The following is a 14,991-nucleotide window of genomic DNA, read 5'->3' on the forward strand; positions in this document are numbered from 1 at the left end:
TGCCCCCTTTTTTAGTTACCACAAACATTTCCACCTTTGTCCAAAAAAACATCTTTGAAAAGAAACAGATTCCCATATATACTGGGATCAATCCTTATAGTATTAACCGTTGGTGTGTCGCTTATCGGTTTTTTGGCGTATAAGAATATCAATCAAATCATTGGTACGCTTGAAAAGGAATCACAGCCTAACGTTAATCTCTTACTTCTCAATAACATTTCACTCGAGCTTCAGGAAGTGGAGCATACTGTTGAGCGATTCGTTTATACAGGCGAACAAATCCACATGGACAACTTCCGTGAAAGCATTGCCGCCTCTGTATCCATATTGGACACATTAAAGGCCGAAAATCAGGAGCCTCAGATTCTTTTTTTCATTGACTCACTGCGAAACCTTATACTCACCAAAGGAACCATCCTTAGCCAGGTTGCCAGCCTGGACTATGAATCGATGGAAGAGACTTTTGCTAACCTGAAAAATCAGCTGAATGACATTCAAACAAAACGCATTCTAGAGGATACAATCCTCAGGAAAAAAAGAGGTTTCCTGCAGAGTCTTTTTAGTAAGGAAGAGCCAATTATTACTTCAGATACCGTAGACATACTCGGATCTGATGAGTACAAAAGCATTGTCAATATGCAACTCGACTCTCTAGCCAGCCAATCTCAGCGAATGGCCTATGCGCAAAAACTTAAAGAATTTACCCTTCAAAGAGACCACCAGGACATTCAGGAAAAAATTGCAGGGCTCCTAACTGAAATGGAAAGGTGGGAGCTAAACAGAATCCGCTCCCAAACTTCAGATGCAAGTAGTATAGCTGCTAGCACCAACAAGTATGTTACCATGTTCGGTGTGGCAATTCCACTCCTGCTGCTAATTACACTTACGGTGTTAATCATCTACATTATGCGCACCAAAAAGCATCAGGAAGCCATGGATTCTTCCAGAAAAAGTGCGTTGAAACTGGCAAAGGAAAAAGAGCAATTCCTAGCCAACATGAGCCATGAAATTAGAACTCCGATGAACGCTATCGGAGGGTTTTCCAAAATTCTTCTGAAAAGTGATCTGGATTCAGAGCAGCGAGAATACCTATCAATCATTGATAAATCTACAGAGCACCTCACACACATTGTCAATGATGTGCTTGATTTCTCAAAGCTTCAAAGCGGTAAGATCAAACTTGAAACAAAACCTTTCAATCCTGCAGAGTTAGTTGAAGAGACCATAAAGCTCCTTGAGGATAAGGCAGATGAGAAGCATTTACGCTTGGAGTTTGAATCTCACGACTTACCTAAGATGGTAATTGGTGATCCATACAGGTTGAGGCAAATCCTGCTGAATCTTATTTACAATGGCATCAAATTCACTGAAAAGGGCGGAGTTTATGTGAGTGTGAAAAAGGAGAAAATGACCAAAAAAGGAGTTCAGTTGACTTTTGAAGTCATGGACACAGGAGTAGGAATTCCCGCTAGCTATCAAAAACACATCTTCAATGAATTTGAGCAAGTAAATAGGGACGATAAAAAGAAAGGAACCGGTCTGGGTCTCTCAATCACCAAGAAGCTCGTATCTATCCACAGAGGAAAAATCAAAGTAAACAGCACAGAGGGAAGAGGAACTACATTTTTCGTAACAATTCCATATTTACTGGCTGATGAAAAAGCAGTAGAAAAGAGCACAAGGTCTTCAAGTACACCTACTCTTTCCAATATGCATGTTTTGATTGCCGATGATGAAGAGTTTAACAGAAAGCTACTGATGACAATTTTCAAAGAGCATGACATCACCTACGACTTGGCAGAAGATGGCGCTGAAGCTTATGAGAAAATGACTGCTGTGAAGTATGATGTAGTCCTGATGGACTTTAGAATGCCCGAAATGAACGGTCCTGAAGTTGCAGAAAAGATCAAAAAAGAAGGGGGACTCAATAAAGACACAACAATTATTGGTCTGACCGCAACAGTATCTGATCAGGACATGGAGCTAGCTAAGCAATCAGGCATATTCAAAGTGATGAGAAAACCATTTGACACCAATGAACTTTTAGGTCTTATGCAAGGAACCAATACTTCTACCAATGAACCACTTGAACCTAATCAATCAGACAATATTGAGTTTGATCTGGAAGGTCTCAAAAAAATGGGCGATGAAGAGTTTGTAGCTGATATGGTTGAGACGTTCATTACTGGCACCAAAGCAAATCTGGAAGAGCTGGAGCAGCACTATCAAAACAAGCGATGGAAAGATGTTGCAGAAGTTCTTCACAAAATCATTGCACCAGCAAGGCATTTCAAAGCTACTGAGGTAGTAGATATGCTCAAAAAACAAGAATTGAATACGAGGAAGGGCAATCCAGTGACCTCAGCAGAATATGAAAAGCTGAAACAAACTACCCTCAATCTTGTTGAAGCTCTTCGATTACATTTACATCAAAACAAAAAATAATGAGTGAGCAGTCTTTCAAAATTTTTGTTGTAGAGGACGATGATTGGTATCGAAAATTACTCGTTCATACCTTAAGCTTAAATCCTGATCATCAAGTAAAGGCATTCCCGGACGGGGAGTCGATGCTAAAAGAACTAAAAGAAAAACCTCAGTTAGTTACCCTTGACTTTAGGCTGCCCGATTATAGCGGATCTGAGCTATTTGACAAGATTAAGTCTGTAGACCCAACGATTGAGGTTATTATCATTTCCGAGCAGCAGGATATTGAAACTGCTATCAGCCTTCTGAAAAAAGGGGCCTATGATTATCTCACAAAAACCGATGATATCAGGGATCGTTTGATTCATGTTTTAAACAAACTTGGAAAGAATAAGAAGCTTGAAGCTCGAGTAGAGTCACTTCAAGAGGAAGTAGAAAAGAAATACGAATTTCAGTCCAATATCATCGGCCAAAGTGCCGGCATCAAGCGCGTATTTAAGCTGATAGAAAAGTCCATAAACACCAACATCACAGTGATGATCACTGGTGAAACAGGGACAGGAAAGGAAGTGGTAGCTAAATCCATCCACTATAATGGAAAGCAAAAAACTAAGCCTTTTGTCCCAGTGAATATGAGTGCCATTCCTAAAGACCTGGTAGAAAGTGAGCTATTCGGTCATGAAAAGGGGTCCTTTACAGGAGCCACAGGCAAACACATCGGCAAATTTGAGCAGGCAAATGGTGGCACTCTGTTTCTAGATGAAATCGGTGAGATGGAAATTTCACTTCAGGCAAAATTGCTCAGAGCCTTGCAGGAAAGAGAGATTACCAGAGTAGGCGGATCATCACCTATCAAAGTAGACTGTAGGGTAATTGTAGCTACGCATAGAAATCTACAGCAAGAGGTCAAAAATGGAAACTTCCGAGAAGACCTGTACTACCGCTTATTTGGCCTGCCGATTGAGCTCCCTCCACTAAGGGAGCGAGACAAAGATGTCATCATTCTGGCAAAACATTTTGCAGTGAATTTTGCCAAAGAAAATGGACAAAGTCCTAAAGCATTCTCAAAGGAAGCCCTACAAAAGCTGATGAACTATTCTTTCCCAGGTAATATCCGAGAACTAAAATCTATTGTCGAGCTAGCGATGGTTATGTCTGATGGGGATGAGATAACACCCGATGACATCACTTTTGCCCAGAAAGACGTACTAGCTGATGTACTCACCGAAGAGATGAGCATGCGAGATTACCAAATGCGTATCATCCATCTTTATCTCAAGAAATACGATGATAACATCAAGCTTGTAGCCGAAAAGTTAGACATTGGTCAATCTACCATTTACAGGCTTTTAAAGGAAGAAAGTCAATCCTCTCAATAAGATATATTTTCTCAAAATGAGAAAATAAACTAAAAGCTGAAAATTATAACTTATTGATTTTCAGCTTTTTACTTTACAGGCATACCTATTGGTTATTCATAGTCGGAATAAAACAAATACGACTATGAAAATATATAAGTCAATAGCAATCCTAACACTGAGTGTTTTTCTGGCCGCACCGGCAATGGCGCAGCAGCTTAAAACCGGAACATCTTATAATACAGCCATCGGTGTGCGAGGGCTAGGAACCTCGGGATTGACAATTAAACATTTTACAGGAGCCAATAAAGCTCTGGAGGGTATTATCGGATTTTATCCCAATGCCTTCTCAGCCACTTTATTGGTAGAGCGATACGCACCGGCATTCGATGAACCCGGACTAAACTGGTACTATGGTATCGGCGGGCACATAGCCACACAGTCTGATGTGATTCGAAATGACGGTATTTACCGAAGAGAAACCTCTGAAGTAGGTTTTGGAGTAGATGGAATCTTCGGGATAGAATACAAAATACGAGAAGTACCTATAGCTATGAGTCTCGATTTCAAGCCATTCTTTGAAGTGGCCACAGATGGAGATGCATTCATCGCTCTAGACCCGGGCTTAGGTATCAAAGTAACCTTTTAATCAAATGAATCATGGAACTAATAGCAATAGCATACATCCTTTTAGGAATTACAGTCTGCAGCATCGCTCACCTGAGCAGCTATGGAGACACATATAAGGAACGAGTTCCAGTGATATTCAGACTATCGAGTCTTAAAAGGTGGATTAAATCAGTAATTAATAAAGTAAACATCTAAAAAATAAACGTTATGAAATCTAGCACTAAAAACATACTTGCAGTGGTGATAGGCCTGGCCATTACCATTGGGCTTGCAGCGATGTTTATATCGATGCAGGATGAGAAAGAAAAGCTCACTGTACAATCCGTGCAACTGGAGCAGGAACTACAGCAGAGAGATTCTGCCTACAATGAAATCATAGATATCATGTATGGGGTGGAAACAAAGATTGATAAAATCAAGCAGCGTGAAAACCTTCTATCAGATGTAAGCGGAGGAAACGATTTTTCTAAAGCAGATAAAAAACAAATGATAAAAGATATGAGCATGATCGACAGTCTGATCGTGGAGACAAACGAGACAGTAGCTCGATTGGTATCTAAACTTGACAATGCAAACATCAATCTTAACTCTTTTAAAAGCAGAGTAAATCAGCTCTCAAAAGAGCTTGAAGATCGCAAACTATCGATCGCATCTCTAAGAGATGAACTGAAAGCAAAAGATGTAGAGATAGCTGACTTGACTACAGATTTGAAATCATTAGAGTATACAGTGGAAACTCAGGAAGGAACTATTGAAACTCAAATGACTAAAATAAACATGCAGCAAGAAAAGCTAAACAAGGCATTTTTTGCAATCGGCTCTGAAAAGTCACTTGTGGAAGATGGACTTGTCTCTAAAGAAGGTGGATTCCTTTGGTTTGGCAAAACCAATGAGTTGGACCCTGACGCTGCAAAAGACAAATTCAGCGAGATAGATATCCGAACCACAAACAGACTGATTGTGGACGCTGAAAAAGTAGATCTGATCACGGAACACCCTAGTGACTCTTATGAGATCGTGAAGGATGGAAACATGATCAGGTACATAGACATCAAAAACCCGGACAAGTTCTGGGAAATTTCAAAATACCTGGTAGTAGCTGTAAAAAGCTAAGACCAGTTATGGGTTGTGGTGACTCAAGGGTTCGCGTCCTGCGAACCCTTATTTTAAAAACAATTTTAGAAGGAATAAAACAATACGATTATGAAAACGAAAGCAATATTCTTTAGCATACTATTACTAACATCCGGACTACTGATGGCACAGCGAAGTGGTATCAAAGGCGGGGTGAATTTTGCCAACCTTTATGTAGATGATGTAAGTGATGAGAACATGAAACTAGGTCTAAACCTTGGCTTGTGGCATCAGGCAGCAAATGGTGCATTTCAGGCTGAGCTAAACTACTCGAATAAAGGTGCACAGATTACCTACAACAACTTTGCGGGTGGTAGTGGTAAATACAGATACAACCTAAACTACCTGGAAATGCCTCTTCTTTTTGTAGGGCACGTAGGAGCACTTAATCTGCATGTCGGACCTTACATAGGTGTGTTGGTTGGAGCCAATATCAAAGATGTAGACTCTGACGGAACGGTAAATGGAGTAGCTTCTTTAGATAGAAATGACTTTAACACATTCGACTATGGCCTGGCCGGAGGTGTAGGTATCGATTTTGATGCTAGCCAGATCGGCGTAAGATATAACTATGGATTGAGGGAAATAGGCAAGTCAGGATCCTTTGCTGGTGAAGCCGCCAATAATGCAAAGAATTCAGTATTTCAACTTTATGTTGCTTTAGACTTCTAAGACTTGTTTTATTCCTCACCTAAAAAAGCTCGTCTGCCTTTGGCGGATGGGCTTTTTCATTTTAAGACAGTTTGTTATACAATTAGGAAACTAATTCAAGAAAGCAACGTATCACTTTTCCATGAAGCATACTCAGCTAGGTGAATTTGAAGAATTAGTACTTCTGGTTGTAGGATCACTCCATGAAAATGCCTACAGCATCTCAATAAAGAATGAACTGAAAGAAAAAACAAAGCGAAATCCAAGTATTGGTGCTCTTCATTCTGCACTAAATCGGCTGGAAAGGAAAGGATTCATTCATTCACATGAAGGTGGTGCTACTACAGAGAGAGGTGGGAGAAGGAAGCGATTCTATGAAATCACTGCTTTTGGTCGCAAGGCATTGGATCAATCCTACCAGCTGAGAACATCTCTTTATCACACCCTTCCCAAAACTAGCTATGCAGGCTAAAGGCACTAAAAACAAATATTGCCCTCCAAAGTGGCCAGACGCATTCCTCTGCTGGTTTTGTCATGAAGACCAGTTGGAAATACTGAGAGGAGATGTATACGAGCTATACGAAGAGCGCATTCAGCGCACCAAAAAATGGAAGGCCGATTTTCTATTTCTCATTGATATTCTAGGACTCTGCAGGCCCTTTGCTTTCAAAAAAAGACATCAAAACTCAAATCAAATTGCGATGATCAAGAATTATTTAAAAATCACCTACAGAAACTTTATCAAGCAAAAAGTTTACTCTACACTCAATGTAAGTGGACTTGCCATTGGTATAGCTTGCTCCATCCTCATCCTGATGTACATCAACGATGAACTGAGCTACGATAAATTTCACAGCAAATCCCACCGAACCTATCGGGTGGTTGAAAAATTTGAAAGCGAGGGTGTAGGTGAGCACTCAGCCTCTCTGCCATTTCCTTCCGGACCGGCACTTAAAAACGATTTTGAGCGACAGGTAGAACACATGGTCCGGTTTTTCAACTTCCAATCCCCATCTCTGGCGCTGGCAAACAAAGCTGCTGATAAAGGTTTTAACGAATCAAATATCTTCTTTGCGGATTCTACCTTCTTCGATGTTTTTGATTTTAAACTTATAGCCGGGAACAAAGAAACTGCTCTGGATGAGCCTAATTCCATCATCATCACACGATCGATGGCTAAAAAATATTTTGTCGAGGAAGATCCAATGGGCAAAACACTGGAGTTTCAGGGTAATAAAAATCTGTTGGTCACTGGTGTGATGGAAGACACACCCAAAAACGCTCATTTCCAAATAGATTTTGTTGTTTCGTTTTCCAGCTTGAAACAAAACTTTGGTGGCGGATACCCCACTACATGGTATTGGAATCCATGCTGGACCTACATAGTTCTGGAAGAAAATACGAGCAAAGAAGAATTTGAAGCCCAATTCCCGGATTTCGTCCAAAAGTACTTTCCTGATTTTGTTAAGGATGACATCACACTACAGCTTCAGCCAATTGAAGACATTCATCTGCATAGCAAACTTGACTATGAAATTGCTGCCAATAGTGACGTGAAGAATGTATACATCTTCGGCATGGTTGCCATTTTTGTGTTGCTCATTGCCTCTATAAACTTTATCAACTTAAGCACTGCCAGAGCAAACAAACGAGCTAAAGAGGTAGGGGTGAGAAAATCCTTGGGCAGTGCCAAATCACAACTCATCAATCAATTCATCATTGAGTCTATCCTTCTGACTTTTGTTTCACTTTTGGTTGCAGTGGCTATTGTGGCTTTGGTTTTACCTGCATTCAACCTGCTCACAGAAAAATCTGTTCCTCTTTCAGTTTTGTTAGAGCCTTTTTTCTTGTTTGGATTGATTGGTTCAGGACTTATCATTGGTTTGCTGTCTGGATTCTATCCTGCATTTGTGCTATCCTCCTTCAAAACAGTACTTGTCTTGAAAAACGGGCACCTAAAAACCAGCGGATTAAACTTCAGGAGAATTCTTGTAACGTCACAATTCTCCATATCTATCATGTTGATCATCGGAACAATCATCGTGCTGAACCAGCTGGATTTCCTTCAAAACAAAGATGCCGGATTCAATGATGAGAATGTCGTGATGGTTCCTGTGATACAATCCCCGATGGGTCATCACTACGAGAATTTTAAAACAACTGCTTTGCAAAGCCCATACATACGCTCTATGACGGCTGTCGAAGAAATAGTTGGAGCGAAATTTCAAGTAGGTAACTATCAGTTTGAAGGGATGGAAGAGTCTAAACCTTTTCCGCGATTCAATGTAAGACATGAGTTTATTTCCACAATGAACATACCCTTAGCTGCTGGAAGAGCATATGATCAAACCATACAAACAGATGATTCGCTAGCGCTTGTCATTAATGAAACCATGGCAAAAACGCTTGGGTGGAGTGCTGAGGAAGCTATCGGTAAACGCTTTAAGTTCAAGGGAGAATTTAGAGGTCAAATTGTTGGAGTGGTGCAAGACTACAACTTTGCCTCCAAGCATCATCCTATTGCCCCATTAGTGATTACGCTGAATACAAACCCTGGCGCATTCAACTTATTTATCAAATACGTGGCAGTAAAAATTGATGGTAGACAAACTCAAAATGCTGTTTCTGATTTAGAAAAAGCCTGGCTATCAGTCATGCCTGAGCGACCATTTGATTTCTTCTTCCTAGACGATCGATTGAATGATTCTTATAAATCTGAGCAAAAACTGAGTAGTGTAACATTGGTATTTTCTTTACTTGCTATCCTTGTAGCATGTCTGGGATTATTTGGTCTGGCAACATTCAGCGTAGAGCAACGCACCAAAGAAATTGGAGTGAGAAAAGTTCTGGGGATAAATACTTCTCAAATTATGGCGCTCCTTTCCAGGGAGTTTATGATACTAATCGGGGTTGCTTTTCTTATTGCCATTCCACTCTCCTATTATTTTTTAAACGAGTGGCTGAATGGATTCGCGTTTAGGATAAACATCGAGGTATGGCCATTTATCATAGCGGGAATCATCACATTCCTAATCTCCATTGTGACGGTGGCCTATCATGCAATGAAAGCATCGCTCATAAACCCAGTGGATACGCTGAAATATGAATGATCAGTAGTCGGTCTTTATACTCTTATTCAGAGGCAGCCCAAGCTGATAGCTGATGCTTTCATCTTTGGTTTCGTCGGCTACATCCAGACCATACTTGATTTTGCGAGGATCATCGTAGACGTATGTCCCAAAGATTCGATCCCACAAAGAAAAGATATTCCCGAAGTTGGTATCGGTCCATGGACGTTCAAAATGATGATGAAACTTGTGAACATTAGGAGTAATAAACATCAGACTTAGTGGCTTATCCAACCAAAGTGGCAATGAGATATTAGCATGTGAAATGTAGGTGAAGAAAATCGTGCAAATACGATAGAACACATAAAAAGAAACAGGAATACCGAAAACAATCACAGTCGCTATTGCAAAACACTCCCTCAGTAAATAATCCCCAGGGTGGTGTCGGGTTCCTGTAGTTGCATCTACTTTGGTGTCACTATGGTGAACCATGTGAAACTTCCACATCCACTTTACCCGGTGAAGCATATAATGCACCACATACTGTGCAATAAAATCCAGCGCCATTACTGCAATGAGCAGCTCAGTCCATAATGGCAATTCGACCATTTGCAGAATACCAATATTGGACTCACTCACCCAAAAGAAAACCCCAACTGTGGCAAGTCCTACGATGACATTGATCACTAAAGAAAAGGATAAAAAAATCAGGTTGATACCGTCGTGTTTCCACTTCTTGTAATCGTGACGAACCAGAGGTATGAGTGCCTCCAGAATCCACACAAAAAGCAAACAACCGGCAACCCAAATTAGCTTTTGGATGGCTGGCATATTCTCAAAAACAGACAGGAAATCCTCCATAGTATACTGGTTAAATCATTAACGAATATACAACAGAGGACTTGAAATGTTTGCTATTAGAACTCGCAGTTGCCCGGTGTACGTGGGAATGGGATTACGTCACGAATGTTACCCATACCAGTCACAAACTGTATCATTCGCTCAAATCCAAGACCGTATCCACTGTGGGGAACCGTTCCAAACCTTCTGGTATCCAGATACCAGGAAAGTTCCTCTTTCGGGATGTTCATTTCATCCATACGAGTCTCCAGATTGGATAGACGCTCCTCACGCTGAGAGCCTCCAACGATCTCTCCAATACCAGGGAAAAGTACATCCATGGCCGCTACGGTCTTATTGTCATCATTCTGGCGCATATAAAAAGCCTTGATGTTTTTCGGGTAGTTAAATAGTATCACAGGCTTTTTGAAATGTTTCTCCACCAAAAATCGCTCATGCTCCGATTGAAGATCTGCTCCCCATTCATCGATCAAATACTGAAATTTCTTCTTCTGATTCGGTTTCGACCTCTTCAGGATTTCAATGGCATCAGTATATGACAGCCGCTCAAAATCATTGTCCGCTACAAATTGAAGTCTTTCCAGGAGTGACATTTCACTTCGTTGATTTTGAGGTTTAGTCTTTTCCTCATCTTCGGCTCGTTTGTTTAAAAATGCCAAGTCATCCTGACAGTTGTCTAAAGCATGTTTCACCACATATTTCAGCATTTCCTCAGCCAAATCCATCGTATCATCCAGATCGTAAAATGCCATCTCTGGCTCTACCATCCAGAACTCTGCCAGGTGGCGAGTGGTGTTGCTGTTTTCGGCTCGAAAGGTAGGGCCAAAGGTGTAAATCTCAGATACAGCCAATGCCGCAAGCTCTCCTTCCAGCTGTCCTGAAACGGTCAGGTTTGTCTCCTTTTCGAAAAAGTCCTGCTTGTAGTCAACTTCTCCTTCGTCATTTTTAGGGACATTGTTGAGATCCAATGTGGTCACTCTGAAGGTCTCCCCTGCTCCCTCAGCATCGGATGCAGTGAGGATTGGAGTATGTAGATTTAAAAATCCTTTTTTATGAAAAAATGAATGAAGTGCATAAGCCATCTCATGACGCACCCTCAAAATAGCCCCGAAAGTATTTGTGCGAGGACGCAAATGAGCAATCTCTCTCAAAAACTCAAGCGAGTGTCTTTTTGGCTGAAGTGGATATACCTCCGGATCAGCTTCTCCAAGCACCTCTATTTTTTCTACCAAAACTTCAAAAGCCTGGCCAGCACCCTGAGATTCCGCTAGTTTCCCAATTACTGAAATACTTGCACCAGTGGTGATCTTTCGGAGTACCTTTTCGTCCGTCTTTGGCACATCTAAAACCAATTGCAAATTATTGATAGTAGAACCATCATTCAAGGCCACAAACGCTACATTTTTACTTTCACGTTTTGTCCTTACCCAACCTTTTACACATAATTCCTCTCCAGATTTTCCATCTGTAAGAATTTGCCTGATTTTTGTTCTTCTAATTTTATCCACCATCGTTAAATATTTGCGCCGCAAAAGTAACGAATGTGATATTTTTGACTCACATAGTGAGGCCTTTTGCTTTTAGGCTTGCCTATCAGAAAAGACTTTGCTAACTATAACACCTCAGAGGTGACTCTGAGAAAAAGATTAGGATTAAAGAATGCAAAAACTCTCTCTTACTCAATCGCTTCAGCAGAAACTGTCTCCACAGCAGATACAGTTTATTAAGCTCTTGCAAGTACCTACGGCAGAGTTGGAAGCACGTGTTGAGGAGGAGTTAGAGATAAACCCCGCACTGGAAGAAGGAAAAGAAGAGAGTCCTGATGATCAGGCGGATGATTATGAGGATGAATATGAGAGTGCCACCGAGGGAATCGAAGATTATCTTCAGGATGACTATGCCGGCTACAAAATGCAAGGTGATGGAAGAAACCCAGATGAGGAAGACAAAGAGTCACCTATCTCAATGGGGAAAACACTCCATGAGCATCTCATCTCACAGCTTGGCTATTTGAAACTTGATGAGCGACAGGAAATTTTAGGCCGACAGTTGATCGGAAGCATCGATTCTGATGGATACATTCGGAGAGAAATTGAGGCAATTGTGAATGATCTTGCATTCTCTCAGGGAGTGGAAACAGATGAAGAAGAGCTGGAAAGTCTGCTCTATAAAATTCAAACATTTGACCCGGCAGGTATTGGAGCAAGAAACCTTCAGGAGTGTCTGTCTCTTCAGTTGGAGAGGAAAGATGACGACAATGAAGTTGTTCAGATTGCACGAAGGATCATTGACAATTGCTTCAATGAGTTTTCAAAGAAGCATTACGATAAAATTTCCCGAAAGCTAGGGATCGAAGACGAAGACTTGCTAAGAGAGGCGATCTATCTAATTACCAAACTCAACCCGAAACCAGGCGGAACAGGTGACGAGGTGGCCAAGACTCAGTACGTGATTCCTGATTTTATTTTAGTCAATAATGACGACAAGCTTGAGCTCTCCCTCAATTCCCGAAATGCGCCACAGCTAAAGGTGAGTCGGTCTTACTCTGAGATGCTCCAGGCTTATGACAAGAGTGACAAAAAAGATAAAAAGCTTAAGGAGACAGTTTCCTTCATCAAGCAGAAACTGGACTCTGCCAAGTGGTTTATTGATGCGATCCGTCAGCGGCAAAATACACTTCTAAATACTATGCAGGCCATCATAGACTTCCAGTATGAGTATTTTCTGGAAGGTGATGAGAGTAAATTGAAACCTATGATTCTAAAGGATATCGCCGATAGAATCAACATGGATATCTCTACAGTTTCCAGGGTAGCCAGCAGTAAGTCAGTACAAACCGAATTTGGCGTTTTTCCTCTGAAATACTTCTTTTCAGAAGGTATTGCTACAGATTCAGGTGAGGATGTAAGCAGCCGGGAAGTAAAAAGTAAGCTAAAGTCATTTATCGATGAGGAGGACAAGTCCAAGCCTCTTTCGGACGAAAAACTAGAGAAAGCACTGAAGGAGTGCGGCTACAACATCGCTAGGAGGACCGTAGCGAAATATAGGGAACAGTTAAATATACCTGTGGCGCGCCTCAGAAAGGAACTTTGAGAATCATAATGAAGATAGTCTCGGTGGTGTTTCATCCACTGCTCATGGCCACCTACCTCAGCGCTGTGCTTTTTACCAAAGCACCTGAGCTTTTTCCCAGGGTGATGCCTCAACTAATACCACAATTTATTCTGGTCATATTCATTACCACATGCATCATGCCCGCTCTCAGCATCTTTCTCTTGCGGACATTTTCATACATCTCCAATCTGGAATTAACCACAAGAAGTGAGCGAATACGTCCTTTTATCTTTATTGCGCTGTACTATGCAGCCTCCTCGTATCTTTTCGGAGAAAAACTGGAAATGGGCCCGGTGTTTATGACAGTCATGATAGGTGTATCTGTCCTTATCGTTCTCTTACTGATTATTACTGCCTGGTTTAAAATTAGCATTCACGCAGCGGCTACCTGGAGCGGTGTTGGGTTTGTAAGTGCGTTAATACTGAGTATGGGAGTAAATCCCGGCTGGTACTTCTACTTTTTGATTTTGGCAGCTGGTATCACCAGCACTAGCAGATTGTATTTGGGCTATCACCAACCGAAAGAAGTGTGGTCAGGTGCTATACTTGGTTTTGTGTACAGCTTCCTGACCATCATTATTTTTCTTTAGAATCCGGTAACGTTGATGCCTACGGTGGTCAACACGGGGCTGGTTCCATCCTGGAATGAATCCTTGAATACATCTGATACAAATCTTTTGTAGAAGAAGTGAACTCCTCTAAAACCAAATCTTACCTGGTATCCGTATCTGAATGAGTTTAGATTATATTTTCCAGAAACTTTATCTCGAACCGTCTCTCCCTGATAATCATACTTCTGCTTGATGTGGCTGTTCAATCTCAACCCAACGATCCCACCCACACCAACAAATAAACCTTCGCCATCTTCGGTACCCATTGGATGAAACCTGAACTCTACAGGAATATCCAAATAAGTGGTTGCTAGTTTGTTTTTGCTAAATGCCAGGGTATCTGATAATGGAGAAATCAAAACCGGTTCTAAAGTTTGATTGGTGCCAGATCCAACAAGTCGATTGCTAATCAAAGTTGATGAATCTCCAAGACTCATTTTTTCCAAACCTAATCCCACTCCGTAGTTGAAAGACAACTTCCCGCTCAATGGCTTTCGCTTGGTATAGTACAGAGCTATTGACTTTGAAGACCATGTTTTGCGCTCAAGAGCACCTGGCATAGAAGACCACACATTAAATCCCACATCCACCATCAACTCTCCAGGAATGTCTGGACGCTTGAAGCCCCCATCCTGTGCACTAGCTGTCATTACCAAGAGTGTAAATAGCACCCCGTATACATATCTCATATTTCTTATCATGTTTCCTGCAAAGAAGTGGCTTTTTCTCTTTTTAAGTTCTTAATGAATGTTAAATGATGAAAGCCCCTGTTAGAAAAATTTCGGCAAAGATAGAATCATGGAGCAGTAACGAAAATTTTAAAGCATAATTGTTACTTTTGCGCTCCTGTTGGACTCGTAGCACAACTGGATAATGCACCTGGTTACGGCCCAGGAGATTGGGGGTTCGAATCCCTCCGAGTTCACTTTTAGAACATCAAATTGTTCATAACCCCTCATATTAAATGTATGAGGGGTTTTTTATTTAATAGCCTATCCAAACTATCTAAGTATTTTCATATTATTGGTGACCTATTCGGTTACCTCAATAATTGGTCACCGAATATCCTTTTATGCATCAAAAAGAGGTATATTGATGCTTTTTGAGTATATTTATATAGGGATCAAGGGTTCTGATCCA

At 41.1% G+C, this 14,991-nt stretch carries 13 protein-coding genes and 1 tRNA gene; 11 read left to right on the forward strand and 3 right to left on the reverse strand.

Annotation, left to right across the window (positions count from 1 at the left end; translation table 11 throughout):
* Nucleotides 1–54: 54 nt before the first annotated feature.
* The 8 genes from ACEQZT_RS13380 to ACEQZT_RS13415 all read left to right on the forward strand — a co-directional run bounded on the left by ACEQZT_RS13380 (nucleotide 55) and on the right by ACEQZT_RS13415 (nucleotide 9,307).
* A complete protein-coding gene (locus ACEQZT_RS13380) occupies nucleotides 55–2,445 on the forward strand; it encodes a hybrid sensor histidine kinase/response regulator (protein ID WP_370089953.1) in 2,391 nt (796 codons plus the stop codon).
* Nucleotides 2,445–3,803, forward strand: coding sequence for a sigma-54-dependent transcriptional regulator (locus tag ACEQZT_RS13385; RefSeq protein WP_370089954.1), 1,359 nt, complete (start codon nucleotides 2,445–2,447; stop codon nucleotides 3,801–3,803). The genes ACEQZT_RS13380 and ACEQZT_RS13385 overlap by 1 nt, the downstream gene beginning before the upstream one ends.
* Nucleotides 3,804–3,927: 124 nt before the next feature.
* Nucleotides 3,928–4,431: a hypothetical protein gene (locus tag ACEQZT_RS13390; RefSeq protein WP_370089955.1), complete on the forward strand. Its 504-nt coding sequence runs from the start codon at nucleotides 3,928–3,930 to the stop codon at nucleotides 4,429–4,431.
* 11 nt (nucleotides 4,432–4,442) lie between these two features.
* Entirely contained in the window at nucleotides 4,443–4,607 is a 165-nt protein-coding gene (locus ACEQZT_RS13395; protein WP_370089956.1) for a hypothetical protein, read from the forward strand.
* 12 nt (nucleotides 4,608–4,619) lie between these two features.
* The gene (locus tag ACEQZT_RS13400) at nucleotides 4,620–5,525 is read left to right on the forward strand and encodes a hypothetical protein (RefSeq protein ID WP_370089957.1); all 906 of its coding nucleotides are present in this window, start codon (nucleotides 4,620–4,622) and stop codon (nucleotides 5,523–5,525) included.
* Between the two features lie 90 nt (nucleotides 5,526–5,615).
* Entirely contained in the window at nucleotides 5,616–6,218 is a 603-nt protein-coding gene (locus ACEQZT_RS13405) for a porin family protein (protein WP_370089958.1), read from the forward strand.
* 121 nt (nucleotides 6,219–6,339) lie between these two features.
* Nucleotides 6,340–6,669: a PadR family transcriptional regulator gene (locus ACEQZT_RS13410; RefSeq protein WP_370089959.1), complete on the forward strand. Its 330-nt coding sequence runs from the start codon at nucleotides 6,340–6,342 to the stop codon at nucleotides 6,667–6,669.
* Nucleotides 6,659–9,307, forward strand: coding sequence for an ABC transporter permease (locus ACEQZT_RS13415; protein ID WP_370089960.1), 2,649 nt, complete (start codon nucleotides 6,659–6,661; stop codon nucleotides 9,305–9,307). Before ACEQZT_RS13410 ends, ACEQZT_RS13415 begins: the two co-directional genes overlap by 11 nt.
* On the opposite strand, the gene ACEQZT_RS13420 is transcribed toward ACEQZT_RS13415, so the two are convergent.
* Both ACEQZT_RS13420 and asnS read right to left on the reverse strand, forming a co-directional pair.
* Nucleotides 9,308–10,126 carry a sterol desaturase family protein gene (locus ACEQZT_RS13420; protein WP_370089961.1) on the reverse strand — a complete coding sequence of 273 codons (819 nt, stop codon included), beginning with the start codon at nucleotides 10,124–10,126 and terminating at the stop codon, nucleotides 9,308–9,310.
* A gap of 56 nt (nucleotides 10,127–10,182) precedes the next feature.
* Nucleotides 10,183–11,637, reverse strand: coding sequence for an asparagine--tRNA ligase (asnS, locus tag ACEQZT_RS13425; RefSeq protein WP_370089962.1), 1,455 nt, complete (start codon nucleotides 11,635–11,637; stop codon nucleotides 10,183–10,185).
* A 148-nt stretch (nucleotides 11,638–11,785) separates the two neighbouring features.
* Here asnS and rpoN point away from each other — a divergent pair, with 148 nt between their 5' ends.
* Both rpoN and ACEQZT_RS13435 read left to right on the forward strand, forming a co-directional pair.
* Nucleotides 11,786–13,219 carry an RNA polymerase factor sigma-54 gene (rpoN, locus tag ACEQZT_RS13430; RefSeq protein ID WP_370089963.1) on the forward strand — a complete coding sequence of 478 codons (1,434 nt, stop codon included), beginning with the start codon at nucleotides 11,786–11,788 and terminating at the stop codon, nucleotides 13,217–13,219.
* A gap of 8 nt (nucleotides 13,220–13,227) precedes the next feature.
* Nucleotides 13,228–13,830, forward strand: a complete 603-nt coding sequence (locus ACEQZT_RS13435) for a hypothetical protein (RefSeq protein ID WP_370089964.1) — start codon at nucleotides 13,228–13,230, stop codon at nucleotides 13,828–13,830.
* On the opposite strand, the gene ACEQZT_RS13440 is transcribed toward ACEQZT_RS13435, so the two are convergent.
* Nucleotides 13,827–14,540, reverse strand: coding sequence for an outer membrane beta-barrel protein (locus ACEQZT_RS13440; protein WP_370089965.1), 714 nt, complete (start codon nucleotides 14,538–14,540; stop codon nucleotides 13,827–13,829). The two genes, ACEQZT_RS13435 and ACEQZT_RS13440, sit on opposite strands and share 4 nt — an antisense overlap.
* Nucleotides 14,541–14,702: 162 nt before the next feature.
* On the opposite strand from ACEQZT_RS13440, the gene ACEQZT_RS13445 reads away from it, so the two are divergent.
* Nucleotides 14,703–14,776, forward strand: a tRNA-Arg gene (locus ACEQZT_RS13445).
* Nucleotides 14,777–14,991 lie beyond the last annotated feature (215 nt).

Source organism: Ekhidna sp. (assembly GCF_964218185.1).
Classification (GTDB): domain Bacteria; phylum Bacteroidota; class Bacteroidia; order Cytophagales; family Cyclobacteriaceae; genus Ekhidna.